General features: G+C 44.0%; 18 protein-coding genes, 2 tRNA genes and 3 rRNA genes. 14 read left to right on the plus strand and 9 right to left on the minus strand.

Annotation, left to right across the window (positions count from 1 at the left end):
* Window positions 1-84 precede the first annotated feature (84 nt).
* The 7 genes from B649_RS12070 (at window position 85) to B649_RS03425 (ending at window position 6996) form a co-directional block, all read left to right on the plus strand.
* Window positions 85-720, plus strand: a complete 636-nt coding sequence (locus tag B649_RS12070) for a hypothetical protein (protein WP_015653106.1) — start codon at window positions 85-87, stop codon at window positions 718-720.
* 324 nt (window positions 721-1044) lie between these two features.
* Window positions 1045-2554: ribosomal RNA gene (locus tag B649_RS03400) — 16S ribosomal RNA — on the plus strand.
* 121 nt (window positions 2555-2675) lie between these two features.
* Window positions 2676-2752: transfer RNA gene (locus B649_RS03405), tRNA-Ile, on the plus strand.
* Window positions 2753-2849: 97 nt separating this feature from the next.
* Window positions 2850-2925 (plus strand) — tRNA-Ala (locus B649_RS03410).
* Window positions 2926-3155: 230 nt separating this feature from the next.
* Window positions 3156-6074: ribosomal RNA gene (locus B649_RS03415) — 23S ribosomal RNA — on the plus strand.
* Window positions 6075-6217: 143 nt separating this feature from the next.
* A 5S ribosomal RNA gene (gene rrf, locus B649_RS03420) occupies window positions 6218-6333 on the plus strand.
* The 16S, 23S and 5S rRNA genes sit together here with 2 tRNA genes alongside, the layout of an rRNA operon.
* A gap of 162 nt (window positions 6334-6495) precedes the next feature.
* The gene (locus B649_RS03425; RefSeq protein ID WP_041192547.1) at window positions 6496-6996 is read left to right on the plus strand and encodes a GNAT family N-acetyltransferase; all 501 of its coding nucleotides are present in this window, start codon (window positions 6496-6498) and stop codon (window positions 6994-6996) included.
* On the opposite strand, the gene B649_RS03430 is transcribed toward B649_RS03425, so the two are convergent.
* The 5 genes from B649_RS03430 to rpsF all read right to left on the minus strand — a co-directional run bounded on the left by B649_RS03430 (window position 6993) and on the right by rpsF (window position 10034).
* Entirely contained in the window at window positions 6993-8183 is a 1191-nt protein-coding gene (locus B649_RS03430; protein WP_291750930.1) for a trypsin-like peptidase domain-containing protein, read from the minus strand. The two genes, B649_RS03425 and B649_RS03430, sit on opposite strands and share 4 nt — an antisense overlap.
* A gap of 99 nt (window positions 8184-8282) precedes the next feature.
* Window positions 8283-8744: a DUF420 domain-containing protein gene (locus B649_RS03435; protein WP_015653110.1), complete on the minus strand. Its 462-nt coding sequence runs from the start codon at window positions 8742-8744 to the stop codon at window positions 8283-8285.
* 107 nt (window positions 8745-8851) lie between these two features.
* Window positions 8852-9103, minus strand: coding sequence for a 30S ribosomal protein S18 (gene rpsR / locus B649_RS03440; protein ID WP_015653111.1), 252 nt, complete (start codon window positions 9101-9103; stop codon window positions 8852-8854).
* 21 nt (window positions 9104-9124) lie between these two features.
* Entirely contained in the window at window positions 9125-9631 is a 507-nt protein-coding gene (locus B649_RS03445; protein WP_015653112.1) for a single-stranded DNA-binding protein, read from the minus strand.
* A 19-nt stretch (window positions 9632-9650) separates the two neighbouring features.
* On the minus strand, window positions 9651-10034 hold the full coding sequence (rpsF, locus tag B649_RS03450; RefSeq protein ID WP_015653113.1) for a 30S ribosomal protein S6: 384 nt from the start codon (window positions 10032-10034) through the stop codon (window positions 9651-9653).
* 176 nt (window positions 10035-10210) lie between these two features.
* Between rpsF and B649_RS03455 the strand changes: the two genes are divergently transcribed.
* Both B649_RS03455 and B649_RS03460 read left to right on the plus strand, forming a co-directional pair.
* Window positions 10211-10492 carry a DUF4258 domain-containing protein gene (locus B649_RS03455; protein ID WP_015653114.1) on the plus strand — a complete coding sequence of 94 codons (282 nt, stop codon included), beginning with the start codon at window positions 10211-10213 and terminating at the stop codon, window positions 10490-10492.
* Entirely contained in the window at window positions 10489-10722 is a 234-nt protein-coding gene (locus B649_RS03460; protein ID WP_015653115.1) for a type II toxin-antitoxin system MqsA family antitoxin, read from the plus strand. The genes B649_RS03455 and B649_RS03460 overlap by 4 nt, the downstream gene beginning before the upstream one ends.
* 12 nt (window positions 10723-10734) lie before the next feature.
* Here the strand turns inward: B649_RS03460 and B649_RS03465 are convergent, their stop codons facing one another.
* The 3 genes from B649_RS03465 to B649_RS03475 all read right to left on the minus strand — a co-directional run bounded on the left by B649_RS03465 (window position 10735) and on the right by B649_RS03475 (window position 15374).
* The gene (locus B649_RS03465) at window positions 10735-12312 is read right to left on the minus strand and encodes a tetratricopeptide repeat protein (protein ID WP_015653116.1); all 1578 of its coding nucleotides are present in this window, start codon (window positions 12310-12312) and stop codon (window positions 10735-10737) included.
* A gap of 118 nt (window positions 12313-12430) precedes the next feature.
* Window positions 12431-13396, minus strand: coding sequence for a DNA polymerase III subunit delta (holA, locus tag B649_RS03470; protein ID WP_015653117.1), 966 nt, complete (start codon window positions 13394-13396; stop codon window positions 12431-12433).
* The gene (locus B649_RS03475; RefSeq protein ID WP_015653118.1) at window positions 13389-15374 is read right to left on the minus strand and encodes a ribonuclease R family protein; all 1986 of its coding nucleotides are present in this window, start codon (window positions 15372-15374) and stop codon (window positions 13389-13391) included. The genes holA and B649_RS03475 overlap by 8 nt, the downstream gene beginning before the upstream one ends.
* Before the next feature lie 70 nt (window positions 15375-15444).
* Between B649_RS03475 and B649_RS03480 the strand changes: the two genes are divergently transcribed.
* From B649_RS03480 to purL, 3 genes are all read left to right on the plus strand, one after another.
* Entirely contained in the window at window positions 15445-15771 is a 327-nt protein-coding gene (locus tag B649_RS03480; RefSeq protein ID WP_015653119.1) for a hypothetical protein, read from the plus strand.
* Window positions 15772-16299 (plus strand): transcription elongation factor GreA, encoded by a 528-nt coding sequence (gene greA / locus B649_RS03485; protein ID WP_015653120.1) that lies wholly within the window; start codon window positions 15772-15774, stop codon window positions 16297-16299.
* A gap of 126 nt (window positions 16300-16425) precedes the next feature.
* Window positions 16426-18585, plus strand: a complete 2160-nt coding sequence (gene purL, locus B649_RS03490) for a phosphoribosylformylglycinamidine synthase subunit PurL (protein WP_291750963.1) — start codon at window positions 16426-16428, stop codon at window positions 18583-18585.
* Window positions 18586-18808: 223 nt separating this feature from the next.
* Here the strand turns inward: purL and murA are convergent, their stop codons facing one another.
* Window positions 18809-20071: a UDP-N-acetylglucosamine 1-carboxyvinyltransferase gene (gene murA / locus B649_RS03495; RefSeq protein WP_015653122.1), complete on the minus strand. Its 1263-nt coding sequence runs from the start codon at window positions 20069-20071 to the stop codon at window positions 18809-18811.
* Window positions 20072-20156: 85 nt separating this feature from the next.
* Here murA and B649_RS03500 point away from each other — a divergent pair, with 85 nt between their 5' ends.
* Complete coding sequence (locus tag B649_RS03500; protein ID WP_015653123.1) at window positions 20157-20591, plus strand: hypothetical protein; 435 nt, start codon at window positions 20157-20159, stop codon at window positions 20589-20591.
* The gene (locus tag B649_RS03505) at window positions 20591-21295 is read left to right on the plus strand and encodes an exonuclease domain-containing protein (protein ID WP_015653124.1); all 705 of its coding nucleotides are present in this window, start codon (window positions 20591-20593) and stop codon (window positions 21293-21295) included. Before B649_RS03500 ends, B649_RS03505 begins: the two co-directional genes overlap by 1 nt.

A 21295-nucleotide genomic window follows, 5' to 3' on the forward strand; every position in this document is an offset into this window, starting at 1 on the left:
TTCTTCAATCTGAATTCAACTTCTTCTTTTCTCATTTTTTGTTATAATCGTTTTTAATCTCAATTTATTTTGAAGGTATTTATAATGAAACGTTTTGCTTTTACAATGCTTGAATTGGTCTTCGTCATTATTGTTATAGGTATTTTGGCTGTACTTGCAATGCCTAGTTTTACTTCTAATCCATTACAAAGGGCAGCGGAACAAGTCGCCGGTCACATACGTTATACGCAACACCTTGCGATGGTGGATGATCAGTTTGATCCAACAGATCCGACATGGTTTATGAAGAAATGGCAAATACGTTTTAGAGAAAACAATAATGATTTATATTATGCTGTTTATTCTGATAAAAATAAGAACCGCAACATCAATTGTAATGCAACTACATGTGATGAGCCAGCAATGGATCCTTTAACAAAACAACCGCTTTATTATTTAGCTTCGCGAGCCAATAACAGTATGATTCTTTCAACGCAATATAGTATTACCGATGTGAATGTATCATGTGATACTCCAGACTCTTCATTGTATACGACAAGTTTAGGTGCTTTGTCTTTTGACCATTTAGGTAGACCCTATAATGGAATAGGCAATAATACTGCTGGACTATACGATTTTTTATTACAAGCTAATTGTAATATCGTACTAAGACATCCAGATGGTAATGCGACAATTACTGTTGCACCAGAAACCGGTTATGTATCTATAAGCTACAACTAAAAAGTGATTTTTTTCACTTTTTCGAAATTCTCTAAAATTTCTTCCCAGAAGCTCTTGACTTCTTTCCCTTTTTCCCCTATAATTCCCGTCCACAAACGATGAGACGCTTCGAAAAGAAGAGTCAAGTTTGAGTTTGAGATCATTGAAAACTAAGTAGGTCAAACGGTTCGAGACGGTGTCTTCGAGACGTTGACCTTATGTCAACACAATACAACAACCGTCTATTTACTTTGATTGGGTTAACCAATCACCAAAAAGTAAAATAGATAACAATTTATGAAGCCAATGATTTTAACATCTTGGGTCATAGGATTGGACAAACCAATTATGGAGAGTTTGATCCTGGCTCAGAGTGAACGCTGGCGGCGTGCCTAACACATGCAAGTCGAACGATGATGGAGAGCTTGCTCTCCTGATTAGTGGCGCACGGGTGAGTATACCATAGATAATGTACCTCTTAGTTCGGGATAGCCACTGGAAACGGTGATTAATACCGGATACTCCTTCTTACTTTAAGGTAAGTCGGGAAAGTTTTTTCGCTAAGAGATCAGTCTATGTCCTATCAGCTAGTTGGTGAGGTAATGGCTCACCAAGGCTATGACGGGTATCTGGTTTGAGAGGATGATCAGACACACTGGAACTGAGACACGGTCCAGACTCCTACGGGAGGCAGCAGTGAGGAATATTGCACAATGGAGGAAACTCTGATGCAGCAACGCCGCGTGGAGGATGACGCATTTCGGTGTGTAAACTCCTTTTAAGAGGGAAGATAATGACGGTACCTCTTGAATAAGCACCGGCTAACTCCGTGCCAGCAGCCGCGGTAATACGGAGGGTGCAAGCGTTACTCGGAATCACTGGGCGTAAAGGGTGCGTAGGCTGGCTTCTAAGTCAGATGTGAAATCCAATGGCTTAACCATTGAACTGCATTTGAAACTGGGAGCCTAGAGTTCAGAAGGGGCAGATGGAATTAGTGGTGTAGGGGTAAAATCCGTAGATATCACTAGGAATATCAAAAGCGAAGGCGATCTGCTGGGATGATACTGACGCTGAGGCACGAAAGCGTGGGGAGCAAACAGGATTAGATACCCTGGTAGTCCACGCCCTAAACGATGAATGCTAGTCGTCGGGGAGCTCGTCTCTTCGGTGATGCACTTAACAGATTAAGCATTCCGCCTGGGGAGTACGGTCGCAAGATTAAAACTCAAAGGAATAGACGGGGACCCGCACAAGTGGTGGAGCATGTGGTTTAATTCGAAGATACACGAAGAACCTTACCTGGCCTTGACATGGTAGGAACCCTTAAGAGATTAGGGGGTGCTAGCTTGCTAGAACCTACACACAGGTGCTGCACGGCTGTCGTCAGCTCGTGTCGTGAGATGTTGGGTTAAGTCCCGCAACGAGCGCAACCCTCGTCGTTAGTTGCTAACAGTTCGGCTGAGCACTCTAACGAGACTGCCTTCGTAAGGAGGAGGAAGGTGAGGACGACGTCAAGTCATCATGGCCCTTACGGCCAGGGCTACACACGTGCTACAATGGGGCGTACAAAGAGCTGCAATACCGCGAGGTGGAGCCAATCTCTTAAAGCGTCTCTCAGTTCGGATTGTTCTCTGCAACTCGAGAACATGAAGCTGGAATCACTAGTAATCGTAGATCAGCTATGCTACGGTGAATACGTTCCCGGGTCTTGTACTCACCGCCCGTCACACCATGGGAGTTGATTTCACCCGAAATCGGGATGCCAAACTGGCTACCGCTTACGGTGGAATTAGCGACTGGGGTGAAGTCGTAACAAGGTAACCGTAGGAGAACCTGCGGTTGGATCACCTCCTTTCTAAGAGTAACGACGAATCCTTCATTGGATTGCGTCATCTTAAAAAATCTCACAGAAGTATTGTCTTGACCGTTTACCTACTTAGTTTTCAGTGATCCATGTTATTTGACATAATACATATGGGTTTGTAGCTCAGCTGGTTAGAGCACACCCCTGATAAGGGTGAGGTCGATGGTTCGAGTCCATTCAAACCCACCAGATTTTAAGACATAAGCATAAAGCTTTCGGCTTCACGTACTAGAGTACGCTTTGCCTCACCTTTATACTTCTTTCTCAAAATCACGATCACTTATCTGGGGAATTAGCTCAGCTGGGAGAGCGCCTGCTTTGCACGCAGGAGGTCAGCGGTTCGATCCCGCTATTCTCCACCAGATCTAGATCAGAATACAAAGTCTGATTCAAGTACTTAATTTAGAGTATTTGAATTAGACTTTAAAAGTCTAATGTTATTTGAATTATTATTGTTAAGTCGTCAACTAAATATGTTTGACATAGAGAAATCTATGAGAAACAAATTTAACATAATACAAAGAGATTTGTATTACGTAACTACAAACACATTTCACCGTCTTATTCTTAATAAGGCGGTGAGCGCAAATTAGAAAAAGATATTAAGGGCCATAGGTGGATGCCTTGGCTGGTAGAGGCGATGAAGGACGTATTAGGCTGCGATAAGCCTCGGGGAGCTGCCAAAGAGCTTTGATCCGGGGATTTCCGAATGGGGCAACCCAACATATCGAGAGGTATGTTACCCTACGGGGGGCGAACTCAGGGAAGTGAAACATCTCAGTACCTGAAGGAATATAAATCAAACGAGATTCCCAAAGTAGCGGCGAGCGAAATGGGATTAGGACAAACCGATTGCTTGCAATCGGGGTTGCGGACTGCATACGGCATTGCGAGTCGATAGAAGAATGAGTTGGAAAGCTCGACCATAGAGGGTGATAGTCCCGTACTTGAAATTGACAGACAGCTAGCAGGATCCAGAGTAGGTCGGGACACGTGTTATCTTGACTGAAGCCGGGGGGACCACCCTCCAATCCTAAATACTACTACCAGACCGATAGCGAACTAGTACCGTAAGGGAAAGGTGAAAAGAACTGCGGTGAGCAGAGTGAAATAGAACCTGAAACCTATGGCTTACAATCATTCGGAGCCCTATTCTTTATGAAGGGTGACGGACTGCCTTTTGCATAATGAGCCTGCGAGTTGTGGTGTCTGGCAAGGTTAACCTCACGGGAAGCCGTAGCGAAAGCGAGTCTTAATAGGGCGAATTAGTCAGATGCTGCAGACCCGAAACTAAGTGATCTATCCATGAGCAGGTTGAAGCTGGTGTAAGAGCCAGTGGAGGACCGAACCGGTGGGTGTTGAAAAACCCTCGGATGACTTGTGGATAGGGGTGAAAGGCCAATCAAACTTAGTGATAGCTGGTTCTCTCCGAAATATATTTAGGTATAGCCTCGAGTCGTAACATGAAGGGGTAGAGCACTGACAGGGCTAGGGCTGCTTACCGCGGTACCAAACCCTTTCAAACTCCGAATACTTCATGCGTAATCTCGGGAGTCAGGCGGTGGGTGATAAAATCAATCGTCAAGAGGGGAACAACCCAGACTAACAGCTAAGGTCCCAAAGTCGTATCTGAGTGGAAAAAGATGTGGAGTTGCTGAGACAATCAGGAAGTTGGCTTAGAAGCAGCCATCCTTTAAAGAAAGCGTAACAGCTCACTGATCTAGCGATTCTGCGCTGAAAATATAACGGGGCTAAGATACGCACCGAAGCTTTAGATTCGTATTTATACGAGTGGTAGGAGAGCGTTCCAAACAGCGTTGAAGGTATACCGGTGAGGAGTGCTGGAGCGTTTGGAAGTGAGCATGCAGGCATGAGTAGCGATAAAAGCAGTGAGAATCTGCTTCGCCGTAAACCCAAGGTTTCCTACGCGATGCTCGTCATCGTAGGGTTAGTCGGGACCTAAGTCGAGTCCGAAAGGGGTAGACGATGGCAAGTTGGTTAATATTCCAACACCGACAATTGTTCGTTTGAGTGATGGGGGGACGCATAGGGCTAATCGAGCTCACTGATGGAATAGTGGGTCGAAGGACGTAGGCTGAAACATAGGCAAATCCGTGTTTCATTAGGCCGAGATCTTACAGGCCGAGCAAAATCTTCGGATTGCGCTTGGAATCGATGATGCCGTCGTGCCAAGAAAAGCCTCTAAACGAGAACAATTGTCGCCCGTACCGTAAACCGACACAGGTGGGTGAGATGAGTATTCTAAGGCGCGTGGAAGAACCCTGGTTAAGGAACTCTGCAAACTAGCACCGTATCTTCGGTATAAGGTGTGCCCTAAGTATGTGAAGGAGCTAGCCTCTGGAGCAGAACCGGGTCGCAGCAAAGTGTCCCTCCCGACTGTTTACCAAAAACACAGCACTCTGCTAACTCGTAAGAGGATGTATAGGGTGTGACGCCTGCCCGGTGCTCGAATGTTAAAAGGATGTGTCAGCGCAAGCGAAGCATTGAATTGAAGCACGAGTAAACGGCGGCCGTAACTATAACGGTCCTAAGGTAGCGAAATTCCTTGTCGGTTAAATACCGACCTGCATGAATGGCGTAACGAGATGGGAGCTGTCTCAACCAGGGATCCAGTGAAATTGTAGTGGAGGTGAAAATTCCTCCTACCCGCGGAAAGACGGAAAGACCCCGTGCACCTTTACTATAGCTTGACATTGCTATTGGGATACTTTTGTGCAGGATAGGTGGGAGCTGTTGATGCTGTGACGCTAGTTGCAGTGGAGGCAATCTTGAGATACCACCCTTGAGTATTCTGATAGCTAACTCGCATGCGTTATCCGCATGGAGGACACTGTCTGGTGGGTAGTTTGACTGGGGCGGTCGCCTCCTAAAAAGTAACGGAGGCTTACAAAGTTCGGCTCAGAAGGGTTGGAAATCCTTCGTAGAGTATAATGGCATAAGCCGGACTGACTGTAAGACAGACAAGTCGAGCAGAGTCGAAAGACGGTCATAGTGATCCGGTGGTTCTGTGTGGAAGGGCCATCGCTCAAAGGATAAAAGGTACGCCGGGGATAACAGGCTGATCTCCCCCAAGAGCTCACATCGACGGGGAGGTTTGGCACCTCGATGTCGGCTCATCGCATCCTGGGGCTGGAGCAGGTCCCAAGGGTATGGCTGTTCGCCATTTAAAGCGGTACGCGAGCTGGGTTCAGAACGTCGTGAGACAGTTCGGTCCCTATCTTCCGTGGGCGCAGGAGAGTTGAGGAGAGCTGACCCTAGTACGAGAGGACCGGGTTGGACGTACCACTGGTGTACCAGTTGTTCTGCCAAGAGCATCGCTGGGTAGCTACGTACGGATGTGATAACCGCTGAAAGCATCTAAGCGGGAAGCCAACTCCAAGATGAACTCTCCCTGAAGTTCCCTTGAAGACTACAAGGTTAATAGGCTAGGTGTGTAAGAGAAGTAATTCTTTCAGCTGACTAGTACTAATAGAACGTTCGTCTTTTTTACATATGATTTGTGCTCTCACCGCCTTATTAAGCATAAAGGTGAAATGCGAATGCAGTTACGAGTTGTTGACGACTTAACAATAAAAATACATCTAACAAAACTCTCAGAATAGAGTCTATCTCGGTAGATCCTCTTCTGAGTGTTCAGGTGGCTATAGAGAGGGGGAAACGCCCGGTCCCATTCCGAACCCGGAAGCTAAGACCCTCATCGCTCATAATACTGCATCTTTCAGGTGTGGAAACGTAGGTCGCCGCCTGGCCTCAGATTTATCCTCTTTTCCAACTTCTTCTTAAACAATCATCATAAAAATCCTTTTTGTAAATGTTCAAAATCAACCTCTTAGCATTGCTGCTGTATACTTTTATTTATGAAACCAACACTTTATTTCCTACGATCTTCCGAACAAAAAATTGTCACTGATATGTTGTACTACGCTATGCGGTTAAATGAAGTTAATAAACAATTGTGTGATATCCCCAAGCTTTCTATCTATGAAGAGTTTTATGGCTTTACTAGTAAAGATTTGGGTTTATATGCACTTGTAGACAATCAGATTGCCGGTGCTGCTTGGATACGACGTCTTAATGCTGATCATGGTTCAAATGGCTACATCGATGATAGAACGCCTATCTTGAACATCGCTGTTATTCCAGACTTTCGAGGGCAGGGCATCGGGTCTATGATGCTGGAACAGTTGTTCATCGAAGCAGGAGCATTACATGAGAATATCAGTGTAAGCGTTATACGTGAATCATCGGCATCTCATTTTTATGAACGACATGGATTTGTTCGTAATAATAATGGACAAAACGAGAAAAGTCCGGTAGATGGTTCGGATGTTGTCACGATGGTAAAACGATTGGAGCGTGCTGAAATTAAGCGTCCTAGTGACGGATATGATCCTAGACGTTGGATGGATTAATTTCGACTTACATAAGCTTTGAGTGCTGCTTTGTTTCCGAGTGGCAATAGTAGGATGCCTGCATCGCGTTTGATTGTAACGAAGGCTATTTCAGCCTCTTTGAGTTTATTCAGTTGAATATTGAACTCTTGTATTGTTTTAACTTCTATATCATTTATTTCTACTATTTTATCTTTTGGATCAATCCCAACGGTTTTCGCCATCCCGTAGCTTAATATGACTTCAATTTCGGAATTTTCTTCACGTAATATTAATCCTAATTTTTCACTTATATCAGCTGTTCCGACATTCGTTTTTTCTTTTTTTTCTATTGGGGTTGATCCCAGTTTTACGTTAACAGTCTTTCGCTGTTTATCTCGAACAATGGTTAAGAGTATTGTTTCATCGGGATGAGATCGTTCTAGAAAACGGTGAAATTCTCCTCCATCATTGAGTAAAGAATCATTAAAGCCTATGATGATATCACCACTTTTTAAACCGCTTATTTTGGCAGGAGAATTTGGCTCAATACGGCTAATCAAAACGGATGATTTGTATCCAAGTTTACGTGAAAGCCGTTCAGATATGAGCATCTCTGCTCCTAGATATCCACGTATAATCTTTTTTTCTTCTATAAGACGTGACGCAATACGATGAACATCTGTTATGGAGAGTGCAAATGCGATATTGGTATAACTTCCTTGTTTTGAGAAATAGGTTGAGACCATGCCGATCAATTCTCCCTGCTGGTTAAAAAGAGGTCCACCTGAATTTCCCGGATTGATTGCTGCATCAATTTGTATGAAGTGAAGATAAGGATAGTTTGGAAGAAAACGGTTAATTGCACCGATAATTCCAAATGATACGCTATGTCCTAAAGAAAAAGGGGAGCCGATGGCAAAAATTCCATCGCCCGATGCAGCTGATCCATTATTTTCTAAGAGAACCGGTGCGTTAAAGGCAGTAGATTTTAAGACAGCTATATCGGTTTTATCATCTTTGGCCACGAGTACAGCAGAATATTCATTGTTTTCTTGATCGATAATAGCAATTTTCTTGGCTTCTCCGATTACATGAGCATTGGTCACAATATGATGCTCATTATCGAAAATAAATCCGGAACCTCCTGAATCACTTGCGGTAAGTTCACTATCATCGCCGATTGGCTCACTTTTTTGTACTTTTATTTTGACGATAGAGGGGAGCACGGATTTGACCTTCTCGGATACGCCGATAAACGGCTCAGAGGCAACAGAGAGGCAGGAGAGGAGCATCAAAATAAGGAAAGGTATTTTCATGTACATTCTTTAAAACAAAAAGAGATAAATCGAGCACCCCATAATTGAGGTTACCGTTAATGCAGCAAATATCCATTTACCCATTTTACGATGTTTGTCACTGTTCTCCAATAGACCGTTTTGATGTGATTTGTAGGTGGAAATAATGAGATAAATCCATCCAGCAACCGCCATCAGAGCAATAAGGATATGAATAACGAGGAACAAGAGGAGAAAATCATACGAGAGGGGACTTTGTTTTGTATATTCGGCAAATCCTCCGGTAAGTCGTACTCCGATTTCAAAAATAAGTACCATTATGATTGTAACGGCTAAAATACTAAACTGGCTTTGGTAATGGAGTTTAATATTGCCACGGATCGCTTGATAGATTGAAAAAGCCAATAAAAAGGGGAGGAAGGCAAAATAAAGGGTAACAATATCCATATACATTAATGCTTTGGTTCCTAAGAAACCCGGTTCAAAAAACATAATAATCCTCATCCAATAAATGCGATATTATAGCGAGAGGTTAGAATATTATGAGAAAAAAAGGGGAAGAAAAGAAGATCTGTCGGCAAAGAATGCCGACACGAAGCTTATTCGAATGAACCAGCAATCACTTTACGTGATACGGTGTATGGAATCAACGCTGCAGCGCGTGATTGTTTGATCGCGATTGTAACCATATCTTGGTGACGTTTACAGTTACCTGTAAGACGACGAGGCATGATTTTGAAACGCTCAGAGAGTGAATATTTCAATGAAGCTACATCTTTGTAGTCAATGAAATCAACTTTTTGCTCGCAGTATTTGCAATAACGTTTTTTGTATTTTCTTTTTTCTGACATGGTACTATCCTTGTGCTTATTCTAAAACGGAATTTCGTCTTCGTTTATATCAATCTCTGGGAGATTGTTTTCCGGCATTTTTGCCGGTGCGGGTTTAGAATACGACGGTGGAGGCGTGTAAGCCGCTTTTGGTGCTGGTGCATCATAGCCGCTGTTACCCGCATCGCTGTATTCGTTATAACCGCCCTGAGAACCACTTTCGCCGCGTGAATCGAGCATTTGCATCGTTTCGACGATAACGGAGTGTTTAGAGCGCTTTTGGCCGTTTGTTTGGTCAACCCATTGGTCAAATTTCAATCGTCCTTCGACGAGGATTTTAGAACCCTTGCGGAGGTATTGGTTGGCTACCTCACCTGAACGGCCGAAAAAAGTGATGTCGACAAAACATGTTTCCTCTTTTTTCTCGCCGTTCACTGTAAATTTGCGACTCGTAGCAATAGCAGTATTGGCAATTGCCGATCCACCTTGTGCATACTTGAGTTCAATATCACGGGTGAGATTTCCAACCAAAATAATTTTATTAAACATAGGTTTTCCTTAAAAGGGCTTAAGAAGCTACTTCTTCTTTTTTCTCAGCAACAACAGCAGTTGGAGCAGTTTTTTTAGTTTTTTCAACCATACCGTTCCAAGCAGCAATCTCACGTTTTGAATCGTATTTCATGGTTACGAAACGTAAAATCTCTTCGTTGATACGAAAACGACGTTCAATTTCAGCAATTGCAGCAGGTGCAACAGTGTAATACATAACGTAGAAATAACCGCGAGCATTTTTCTCGATCGGGTAAGCTAATTTTTTCATTCCCATTGCGTCGCGAGCAACGATCTCACCGCCGTTAGCAGTGATCACTTCTTCAACGAGAGCGATGGTGTTTTTAATCTCTTCTTCTGTAAGAGTAGGTTTTACGATTACTAAGTTTTCGTAATGTCTCATAGCGTATGTCTCCTTATGGTGTTCGCCCCTTATGGTTGTTATACAGCACGACAGTCGTGTTGCAAAGAGCAAGGAACGCGCGGATTATACTAAAAATCTGCTTAATTTAAGTTTCATATAGATTCATAATTGTTGTAGTATAATATCTTAAAGCTCAATTATGATCGTGAGAATTTATGCGCGTAATCACACAGTTTATTTGGCGAAAACATGCGCTTGAACGGATGTTGGAACGCTCAATTAGCCGTAACGAAGTTATGGACTGTGCATATAAGGGTGAGATTATTGAATCATATCCCGAAGATTTCCCGTTTCCCAGCTTTTTGGTTTTGTATTCAGACCTGACGCCTCTTCATATCGTTATGGCGATGGATGGAGAAGAGTGTTATATTATCACTGCATACAGACCAAGCCCTGAGGAATTTGAGAATAGCTTTACTACAAGGATAAAACGATGAAAACCTGCCCGTTATGCAAAGGCTCTATTGTCAATGGTGTGAGTACCTTTACGGTTGATCTCGGTTTCGGCGTTGTGGTTGTGCGTGATGTCCCCGCTACGGTTTGTTCTCAATGTGGTGAGGAATGGTTATCCGACAATACGGCTATGAAATTGGAAAATATTGTTGAATCCGCCCGTCAAAAACATGTGACGGTGGAAGTAGCGCGATGGAGTGAAGCGGTAGCGTAAATTTCCAACTCGTCATTCCCGACTTGATCGGGAATCCATATCCCAGTTTTTAAATTGTTCGATTGTTGCAATAACGCGTTCACGTACATCAGTATCTTCGAGACTATTCGCCCAATCATCCAATTCTTTCCACCTCCATTCTCCAAAGTCTATATATTTAAATTCATTTTTTAGCTCTTTAAATCGAATGGCTTGATCAGATTCCAATGCCTCTTTTAGAGTCATGAGCATAGAGAATTGCAATTTCTCTTGTTTATTATCATTGAGATATTGCCTGATGTTTTCGTCGATTTTATTTTCAGAATTTTTTCCAATGATTAATTGCATTTCTAAACTATTAATATATGCTTGCGCTCTTTGCTCTTGAAGCTCTTTGTCTTGAGTTGTTTTCAATTCGTTAATAATTTTATTAAATACTATTAATGAATCTTCAGCTCGGTTTAAATGCCCGAGGGCAACTCCTTTATTGACTAATGCTTTCGCTCTTTGTATTTGTAACCCTTTAGCTTGAGAATCTTCCAATTCATTAATAACTTTTTCAAAAATTAATAAGGCTTCTTCAAGTCTGTTGAGTTTTCCAAGTGTAGCTCCTTTGTTGACTAGCGCTCTAGCTCTTTGTTCTTGAAGTGCTTCGTTTTGTGTTCCTGATAAGGTATCAATGAGTTCATCATAAATATTCATTGCTTTTTCATTTTGCTCGACTTGCACAAGTATAGTCGCCTTGTTGACTTGTGCTTTTGCTCTTATTACTTCATGAATTCCTTCTTCTATTCCTTGAAATTCTTGGATAATTTTATCATACACTGATAGTTCTTCTTCAGTCCGTTTAAGTTGTCCAAGTGTCACTGCAATATTAAAAAGTATTTGACTTTTTTGTTTTGATATAGGTTCTGAAATTTCTATTGCTTTACGCCAATAGAATAAGGCATCTTCTTTTTTATCTTTTTTATAAGCGTCAAAAGCTAACTTATTCCAGTCTTCAAAGGTATACTCGCTTTGTGGTTTTTCACGCACTTTAATTGCTACTCTAGATAATGAACTATCATTATTTGGCTCATTTTGAGGAATTAACTGTCCATTTTGTAATCCATTTTGGATATTTTTGATTTCAAATTCAACTTTTTTTGCTTCTTCAACACTAGTAGTGATTTCACTTTTTGCGCCTTGTGCATGATCTTTAAAGCTATTTAACTCTTTATCAAATTCTAATTTTGTTTTCTCTTTCCATGCCTCAATATCTTTTTTAGCATTTTCTTGAGCTTTTGTATTTTGCTTGTACATCACATACGGGAAAGCTACTCCGCCAACCCCTGCGATGAGCGTTAAAATTGCAATAATAGTTGCAGTAATAGAAACATATAAACTTAAATCCTGTATTCGCTTATCTTGATCAAAAATACTATTTTTCAAAACTTCTATGCTGATATTATTTTTTTCAATTTCATCGATTGTCGTTTTTAATTCATCATTTTGCTTCTGCAAAATTTCAATTTTCGCTTTTGTCTCTCCTCGAAACTCTCCCTCATCTGTTGCCCATGATGATGTAGAAATAGCGACTAAACAACCTAATAAAAATAGCTTTATTCTCATATATAATCCATAATCAAAATCTTTTCAACGTCATTATAAACAAAAAATATTAGATTTAGAGTGTAGCGGTGTGATGGATTCCCGATCAAGTCGGGAATGACGAAATTAGAAGGTGTGACTATAGAATACTTTGTAGTTTCAGCAATGCGGAAAGAAGCAGTGATTCCTGATCCGGTGAGCCTGTCGATTTCATCTTCAACTCGGTATCGAGGAGGAGATTAATACCTCGTTTATACCCCTCAGGGGAGATTTTGATTGAGAGGGCGGCACGCTCTTTTTCGACAAATCCCGGAAGTTTATATCCCAACACGAGGGCTGAATCGGCGACTCCGTGAATTTTGATGGCGCTGTTGAAAAGATAGAGCTGGGTCAAAAATCCGCTGATGGCGGTGAGGAGCTGGATCTCGTTTTCTCCCGATTCGAGGAGATGGTGCAGGGAGGGGAGGAACTCTTTTTTCTCAATGACACGGGCGATAAAATGGTCGAGTTTGATTTCGCTCAGACCGAAAACATGCTCATCAATCTCTTTCATCGTGATTGGTTTTCCCAAAATGGAGAGTTTGGAGAGCTCGTTGCAGGCGAGGGAGAGATCGTTGTTATGGATATCGAGGAGATGAAATGCCGCCTGATTATCAAGCTGAACTCCTAATATTTGTGCCTCTTGCATGACGATGGCGCGTGCTTCGGCGGCAAAGGGGTGAAAGAAACGGACTGAACCCGTATGAGCACCTTTGAACGCGGTGTCGGCTCCTTTGACATCTTCGCCGTAGTAGCAGTAGATGAAGGTGTTATCGGTGTTTTTCCCGACCAGTTCGACGAGGGTGTCGAGTTCCGCTTTGGGGAGCTTTTTCTCATGTTTAATTATGAGGAGATTTTGATCTCCGAAGAGCGAGCCCTGCGATAGATGGGCTTTGGCGGTGTTGAAATCGTACTCGTCGTGGTAGAGACTCAGTACCGATGCACCCTCGATCTGGGAAAGTCCGTGTGCATAGCGGTTGATGAGGAAATGGCTCTCACCGAAGAGTGCCATTGCACGCGGAACACTGTTGTTTTGCAGATGACGGTCAAGCTCTTGTCTATTCATATAATTTTCCAGCGTCAAGCACGTTTGCGTGTATTTCATCCTCTTTTTCAATGCGGCTTACAAAGGAGGCGGTGATTTTCGCGGTAGCGAGGTTAGCGGTTTCGATTTTAACGATAATATCATCAAAGAGCATCAGACCAAATTGTGAGGAAATCTGTACTTTTGCCCCTGTAATGGTGTCGTGAATTTCGGCAATGAACGGCTCTTCGGCTCGCATGATACGCGCTTTAAACTCTCGCCCAATCACGGTGGCCGCCCAGCGGGCGAATTTACGCTCTTGGAAGCGGATTTCGATGTCGCTCGCCTCACGCTCTTTTTCGCTGATGGAGGTACAAAGGGACTCGATGTTGCGTAATACATACGATCCCTCTTCGGTATCTCCTGCCGCAATCGCTTTGAGGAGGCGGTGGACGATCAGATCGCTGTAGCGGCGGATCGGAGAGGTGAAGTGGGTGTAGCGATCAAACCCTAATCCGAAGTGTCCCATGTTGTAGGGGGCATAGCGTGCTTGCATCTGCGCGCGGATGATGAGGGTATCGACTTCGCTGATAAGATCGCGTCTCTCGGCTTCGGCTTGGATCGCCATGATCGTCTCTTTGATAGAGCCTTGGGACTCGACGAAAATACCGATACTCGCTAACTCGGTGTAGAGGCTTTGGAGTTTCATCGGGGATGGGGATTCGTGGATACGGAACACTCCCCGCTCGTACAGGGAAGCGGCGGCTTTGTTGGCGAGGAGCATACAATCCTCGATCAGGGCATGGGAGGGTGTTTCGACGGCAAATTCAGTGGAGACGATATTTTGCTCCTCGTCGATTCGCATTTCCAGTTCGCTGGAGCGGAAGTTGTACCCTTTTTTCATCCGCTCTTCGCGCAGTTTATAGGTGAGATCGTTGAGCAGAGGGATATAGGTTAATACTTTTGCCTCTTTTTCGGTTTTTGCCTCTAAGTTTCCTTCGAAAAAAGCATCGATCTCTTCGTAGCTGAAGCGTCGGTGAGAGTGAATGATCGACTCATACAGGGTATGGGAATCCATCTCGTAGGTTACGGGATCGATGTGCATCTCAAACGTGTAAGCGAGACGATCCACGAGAGGTTGAAGCGAACAGAGGGTTTCGCTGAGCTCACGCGGCAACATCGGGATGGAGCGGTGGGGGAGGTAGATGGAGAAACTGCGGTAAATCGCCTCGGCATCAATCGCACCGAAGGGGTGGACGTATTCGCTCACATCGGCAATGGCGACGTAGAGGGTGGAGGTTTCGGGGATGTAACAGATGGCGTCATCAAAATCTTTGGCGGTGACGGGATCGATGGTGCAAAACGGCAAATGGCGCAGGTCACGGCGGTTTGGATAGAGCGACGCATCGACCTCTTTGGGAAATTCGCGTGCCATGGCTAACACGTCATCTTCGAATGCATCGTGTTTGTTGTAGAGGGCGAGGACAATTTTTTCATCGACTTTTGGATCAGAAAGGTTGCCTAAATAGGCGGCTATGGTTCCGCTTTGGTTGTTGATCTGATAGAGTGATCCCTCGGCGGTTTCGGGTAAATCGCTCAGAGCAAAACCTGCGGGGTGATCGGTGCGGATGTCTTGGAGGCTCAAATAACCGTTTTTCATGGTGACGACGGCGATGCTGAAGGTTTCACTCCGTCCGGCGATCACGACGACTTTGGCTTGAGGACCACCGCGTTTTCCTAAGAGCCGTTGGGCAATGACTAAATCGCCGCTTTTTGCCCCCATGAGGTTATTGGTTTCGATAAAGTGGTCACGGATACTCTCCCCTAATGTCTGAAGATAGGCACCACTTTCAGAGGCGAGAGAGACGATACCGGCGCGGTATTGAGACGCGAGCTGATATTTGTTATCTTCATGCGTCAGAAGTTTCCGTGTAAGCCATTCATTAATAGGCTCACGTTCTTCGGGTGCGATATCTTGGTCATAAAGACCGTGGGTAAGACGGATTAGGAGTGATTTCATCTCAATATTATAATCAATAAATACTTCTATGTTAGAATAACCTCTTTAATTTCACAAAGGAACCCTATACATGACACACGAAGCGATTCTCAACCAACTCGGATATACCCCTAACGAGGCACTTAGTCTCCAACTCAGCCGCATTGAAGATAATACACAAGGGTATGAAAAAATTATCAAACATATTTTGGATTTGCACGAAGCACTTAAAACCGATGAATCGTATGTGGCATTGTCAAACAGCAACGACTATTTTAAAATCAAGATCGATGCGACGGGTGAGATCAGTGCGGCGGATGCAATGGAGAAAATTAACCATTTCGCGGATAAGTACAAAGTGAGTCTCCAAAAAGTGGATGGGAAACCGACCTATTATATTGTTGGATTTGCGGCGTAAATGAGCAATGAACCGATGACACCCAGGGGGTATGATGAACTCTTGCGAGAGTTTAAATTCCTCAAAGATGTCGAAAAACCCCGTGTCAATGTTGAAAAACAACGGGCGGCAGAGCTGGGAGATCGAAGTGAAAATGCGGAGTATCATGCGGCTAAAGAAAAATTGCGACATATCGATAAACGTCTTTTTTATCTCAATTCGATGATCCAAAAAGCCCAAATGATTGACCCTTCCATTCTCGATCACTCCCGCGCCCATTTTGGTGCAACTATTACGATTATGGATGTGAACACGGAAGAGGAGTTTTCCTATACTGTTTGCGGAACGTTGGAGAGCGAGCCGGAAAACGGACTAATCTCGGTTCACTCACCACTCGCACGTGCAATGTTAGGTAAAGAGGAGGGGGACGAATTTAGCGTTTATCTCCCCAACGGAAAAAAGAGTTATGAGGTGAGTGCAATTACCTATATCGATATCTTTTCACTGAAGAAAAATCTGCGCAGTGAAAAAGATTTCGGATTTAAATAACACTGCTTTAAGATGGATGAATATTCCCCTTTGATATAATCGCGTTACTATTACTATTTTAAGGAATTTGCCGTGAGCACTCCCCTCCCAGAGATCGAAAAAGTTCTAAAACAGCATAAATTGTCAATGGACGATTATGCCCATATCAAAAAAATTCTAGAGCGCGAGCCAAATCTCGTTGAGATCGGAATTTTTTCGGCTATGTGGAGTGAGCACTGCAGTTACAAATCATCTAAAAAACATTTGAACGGTTTCCCGACTAAAGCGCCGTGGGTTATCCAAGGACCGGGTGAAAATGCGGGTGTTATCGATATCGGCGGCGGATATGCGGCAGTTTTCAAAATGGAGAGCCATAACCATCCGAGTTTTATCGAACCCTACCAAGGGGCTGCAACCGGTGTCGGCGGGATCATGCGTGACGTCTTTACGATGGGTGCTCGTCCTATCGCCAACCTCAATGCGCTCCGTTTCGGAAATGTGCTGAATAAAGATGATATCAGTGCCCATCAGCGTTATTTGGTACGCGGTGTTGTATCGGGTATCGGCGGATACGGTAACTGTATGGGGGTTCCGACCATCGGCGGCGAAACAAGTTTCGATGAGTGTTACAACGGGAACATTCTTGTCAATGCATTTACTCTCGGACTCGCGAAAAGCGATGAGATTTTCTACGGAAAAGCGGAGGGGATCGGCAATCCGGTTATCTACGTCGGGTCTAAAACGGGACGCGACGGTCTCGGCGGTGCGGTGATGAGTTCGGACAGCTTTACCGAAGCATCCAAAGGGCTTCGTCCTACGGTACAGGTGGGTGACCCGTTTACCGAAAAATTGCTTCTTGAAGCGTGTTTGGAACTTTTCAAAACCGATTACGTTGTCGGGATTCAGGATATGGGTGCGGCGGGACTAACGTCTAGTTCATTCGAGATGGCGGGACGCTCAGGCAGTGGGATGATTATGCATCTTGACAAGGTTCCTGCCCGTGAAGAGGGGATGATGCCATACGAGTTTATGCTCTCCGAATCGCAAGAGCGTATGCTTATCTGTGCGCGTAAAGGGACTGAGCAGGCGATCATCGATATTTTCGAAAAATGGGATCTCGATTGTGCCGTGATCGGTGAAGTAACGGCGACGGGCAATATGGAGCTTTTCTGGCACGGAGAGAAATGTGCTGAGGTTCCGGTTGATCCGGTGAGTGAAGAGGCTCCGATCTTGGATCGTCCAATGAGTCGCCCTGCATACCTCGATGAGATTGCTAATGTGAAATTGAGCGATTTTGAAGCGGTAGAGAATCAGAGTGCATTCGAGAAATTGATCGCTTCGATGGAAGTGGTCGATAAGCATTGGATTTATGAGCAATACGATTCAATGGTACAAACCAATACGATCAAAAAAGGGGGCGAACTCGACGCTTCCGTTATCCGTATCAAAGAAAATGGCGTAGCGTTGGCAATGAGTGCCGATTGTAACGTCCGTTACTGTTTCATCGATCCGAAAGCGGGAGCGGCAGCAGCGGTAATCGAGAGTGGACGTAACGTCGCGATGAGCGGTGCGACTCCGAAAGCGATTACCGACTGTCTCAACTACGGTAATCCTGAAAATCCTGAAGTGATGTGGCAGTTTGGCCAAGGGTGTCTTGGGATTAAAGAAGCGTGTGCCGAGCTGAACACTCCGGTTATCGGCGGAAACGTATCGCTTTACAATGAAACCAACGGTAAATCGGTATTCCCGACTCCATCAATCGCAATGGTCGGTGTCAATGAAGATCAAAACAAAGTATTGATGTCTGCGTTCCAGTGCGAAGGTAATGCATTGTACCTTGTCGGTGAAAGCCGTTCGGAATTTGGCGGATCTCTTTATATGAAAGAGCTTTACAATGTTGTTGCGGGAACGATCCCTGCTATCGATTACGATAAAGAGCGTGCTCTTTGGAACCTCGTTATCGAAGCAAACAAAAAAGGGTTGCTGGCTGCGGCAAAAGACTGTAGTTCGGGCGGTGTGGCGATGGCACTCGCTAAAATGGCTTGCGTCAGTGATAAAGGGGTAAATGCTACAATCTCTGTAACCGACTCTCGTGATATATTTGCGGAGAGTATGTCTCGCGCAATTATCGAAGTAGTCCCTGAAAACTGTAAGGCGTTTGAAGCGATGGTCGGTTCTTTGGGATGCGTGAAAATCGGAACCGTCGGCGGGGATACGTTTACCCTCAATGATGTGTCGATGAGACTTCCTGAGATGCAAAATATTTACTACAATACGTTCAAAAAAGTGATCGAAGGCGACCTTTAATCTATCTTTTTTTCTTCCTGCGGGGAGAGCCGTTTTAACCCCCTCTACACATGTTTTGGAACACTTTTTGCATACAGCTGTGTATGAAAAAATTACTCAGAAAAATCTTTCGGATCCGTCCAAAAAACTATTGCGAATATTACATTACCAATCTTAGCTATCGTTGCGGGGAATAAGAAGAACGGGAAGATGAATCCCCGTTTGCACGGGAATGAGGGTGAAACTACTCTTGCAGACGCTCAATATTTGCACCGAGTGCGCGAAGTTTAAGCTCAAGATTCTCATATCCGCGATCGAGGTGATAGATACGGTGGACATTGGTGGTTCCCTCAGCTGCCATGGCCGCAAGGACGAGTGCACTGGATGCCCGTAAATCCGTTGCCATGACATCAGCACCGGCAAGATCACACGGCCCGATTACGGTTGCAGTGTGGCCGCTGAGTTTGATCTCGGCACCTAGACGTTGCAACTCACTCACATGCATAAAGCGGTTTTCAAACAATCGCTCTTCAATCGTGCTGGCTCCTTTTGCAATCGTAGCAAGGGCTAAAAATTGCGCTTGCATGTCGGTTGGGAATGCCGGATATTCTTGGGTTACAATATCGACGTGTTTGAGTTCAGATGCGGGATAAACGGTCATCGTACTCTCAGTGCATTCAATACGGCATCCCATTTGCTCTAATTTCGCAGTAACAGCATCCAAATGATCGGGACGTACACGATCGAGTGTAACAACCGAATCGGTAATCGCTGCGGCACACATATAAGTACCTGCTTCGATACGATCAGGAATAACTTCGAAATCGACCATATCAATGGTTTTTCCACCGGTACCGATGATGGTTAGTTCTGAGCTTCCGATACCGGTAATATCAATACCGCTGTCTCGGAGGATTTCACACAGTTGAACGACTTCAGGCTCTTTTGCACAGTTTACGAGGACACTTTTACCGTGTGCTAATGCCGCCGCCATGACAACGTTTGCCGTTCCGGTAACGGTGATTTTATCGAAGATGATGTGGGCTCCCTTAAGACCCTCCGGTGCAATCGCATGGACGTATCCCGCGTGAATGGTGATGGTAGCACCCATTTGTTCCATTGCTTTGAGATGTAAATCGATCGGACGTTGACCGATAGCGCATCCACCCGGAAGGGAAACTTCACAATGCCCGAAACGGGCAAGGAGCGGTCCGAGAACGAGAATGGAAGCGCGCATGGTTTTAACGATGTCGTAGTTTGCCATCGTATGGTTTACGGTTGAGGTGTCGATTTTGAGAACATGATCTTCTAATGTATAACTCGCACCAAGGTTGCCGAGGAGTTTTAGCAGAGTTTTAATATCAGCGACTTCAGGGGTATTGCTCATGGTGATAGGGTTGTGCCCCAACAGCGTTAAAGTGATTAGTGGCAATGCCGCATTTTTGGCGCCCGAAATGGTGACGGTTCCGCTTAGTTTGGTAGGGCCTTGAATACGTAAATAGTTCATTTATATCCCAAATAATAAAAGTTACGTATTATAAGCTAGTTGTGGTTAAAATTATCAAAATAGAGAGATATTTGAAGGAGAAAATGTGAGTTCGGCACTGGATCGACTGAAAAACCTGACAGCACAAATCTCCAGCTATGAGTTAGAGCGAAAAAGCAATCTTAAAACACTCGAAGAACTTTACCTTAAATTGGGTATCGATGCGAAAGTCAAACGGTTTGAAGATTTATTTGAGTATAAAGCGATCAATCTCTCAGGCTTATCTCTATCCGATGAAGATTTAGGCGCGGTAAAAGAGGGTAAATACGCTCAAATTATTGCCATAATTTATGATAAAAATGCAAAAGTTAAAAATAAAAATAGCTCTTTAGGATATTACGGACGTGCTGAAAAACTGAGTTCGGAACAAAAGAGAGAGATCGTCTCTTTTGTATTGGGATGGCGTTTTGAGAAAAGTTTTCGTACGTTAGAACATTATCATAATCTAATGGCTTCTTTAAAAACATCTGTTTCTGGGTAATGATGCTGATTTTTCTCGATACGGAAACAACGGGTTTAGAGATGAAAGACCGTATTTGTGCATTAGGTATGATCGCTGATGATGTGAGCCATTTTGAACTGATTAATCCGGGTAAAAAAATCCCTCCTCACGCTTCGGCGATCCATCATATTACGAATGAAATGCTGCAAGAGTCTCCCTCTTTTTCCCAATCCATAAGCGCTGAAAAACTCAAATCTCTCAATACACCGGAAAATATACTCGTATCCCATAATGCCCCCTTTGAACTCTCGATGCTCGAAAAAGAGGGGTTGACATGGCAGGGAAGCGTTATCGATACGCTGAAATGTTCTAAGTCTTTGATGGATGATTTGGAAGGATACAGTTTGCAGTTTTTGCGTTATGAGCTACGGCTATACCGTGATGAAATGAGAGTATTCGAGGAAGCAGGAATCAGTATTACTCCTCATCATCCCCTCAGTGATGCGTTGCACACTCGTATGATTTTGGAATATTTACTTGATTTGGCAGAGATAGATCGTCTTATAGAGATTTCGAAAAGTCATGTGCTCTTAGTCCGTTTACCGTTTGGAAAATACGCTAAAAAAAGGATCGAAGAGATTGCACTCAAAGATCCGGGATATCTGAAGTGGATGGTGGAGAGTTTGATGGACATGGACGAGGATTTGCGTTATAGTATCGATTATTATTTGAGAGGAAAGTGA

The sequence above is a fragment of the Candidatus Sulfuricurvum sp. RIFRC-1 genome, from assembly GCF_000310245.1.
Taxonomy (GTDB): Bacteria; Campylobacterota; Campylobacteria; order Campylobacterales; family Sulfurimonadaceae; genus Sulfuricurvum.

What these genes read in the sequence shown, in the direction of transcription:
- B649_RS12070 (WP_015653106.1), top strand. Translation starts at nt 85, where the DNA reads ATGAAACGTTTTGCTTTTACAATGCTTGAATTGGTCTTCGTCATTATT.
- B649_RS03455 (WP_015653114.1), top strand. Translation starts at nt 10,211, where the DNA reads ATGCGCGTAATCACACAGTTTATTTGGCGAAAACATGCGCTTGAACGG.
- purL (WP_291750963.1), top strand. Translation starts at nt 16,426, where the DNA reads ATGGACGATTATGCCCATATCAAAAAAATTCTAGAGCGCGAGCCAAAT.
- B649_RS03465 (WP_015653116.1), bottom strand. Translation starts at nt 12,312, where the DNA reads ATGAGAATAAAGCTATTTTTATTAGGTTGTTTAGTCGCTATTTCTACA.
- greA (WP_015653120.1), top strand. Translation starts at nt 15,772, where the DNA reads ATGAGCAATGAACCGATGACACCCAGGGGGTATGATGAACTCTTGCGA.
- murA (WP_015653122.1), bottom strand. Translation starts at nt 20,071, where the DNA reads ATGAACTATTTACGTATTCAAGGCCCTACCAAACTAAGCGGAACCGTC.
- B649_RS03425 (WP_041192547.1), top strand. Translation starts at nt 6,496, where the DNA reads ATGTTGTACTACGCTATGCGGTTAAATGAAGTTAATAAACAATTGTGT.
- rpsF (WP_015653113.1), bottom strand. Translation starts at nt 10,034, where the DNA reads ATGAGACATTACGAAAACTTAGTAATCGTAAAACCTACTCTTACAGAA.
- B649_RS03480 (WP_015653119.1), top strand. Translation starts at nt 15,445, where the DNA reads ATGACACACGAAGCGATTCTCAACCAACTCGGATATACCCCTAACGAG.
- B649_RS03460 (WP_015653115.1), top strand. Translation starts at nt 10,489, where the DNA reads ATGAAAACCTGCCCGTTATGCAAAGGCTCTATTGTCAATGGTGTGAGT.
- B649_RS03505 (WP_015653124.1), top strand. Translation starts at nt 20,591, where the DNA reads ATGATGCTGATTTTTCTCGATACGGAAACAACGGGTTTAGAGATGAAA.
- rpsR (WP_015653111.1), bottom strand. Translation starts at nt 9,103, where the DNA reads ATGTCAGAAAAAAGAAAATACAAAAAACGTTATTGCAAATACTGCGAG.
- B649_RS03475 (WP_015653118.1), bottom strand. Translation starts at nt 15,374, where the DNA reads ATGAAATCACTCCTAATCCGTCTTACCCACGGTCTTTATGACCAAGAT.
- holA (WP_015653117.1), bottom strand. Translation starts at nt 13,396, where the DNA reads ATGAATAGACAAGAGCTTGACCGTCATCTGCAAAACAACAGTGTTCCG.
- B649_RS03445 (WP_015653112.1), bottom strand. Translation starts at nt 9,631, where the DNA reads ATGTTTAATAAAATTATTTTGGTTGGAAATCTCACCCGTGATATTGAA.
- B649_RS03435 (WP_015653110.1), bottom strand. Translation starts at nt 8,744, where the DNA reads ATGTTTTTTGAACCGGGTTTCTTAGGAACCAAAGCATTAATGTATATG.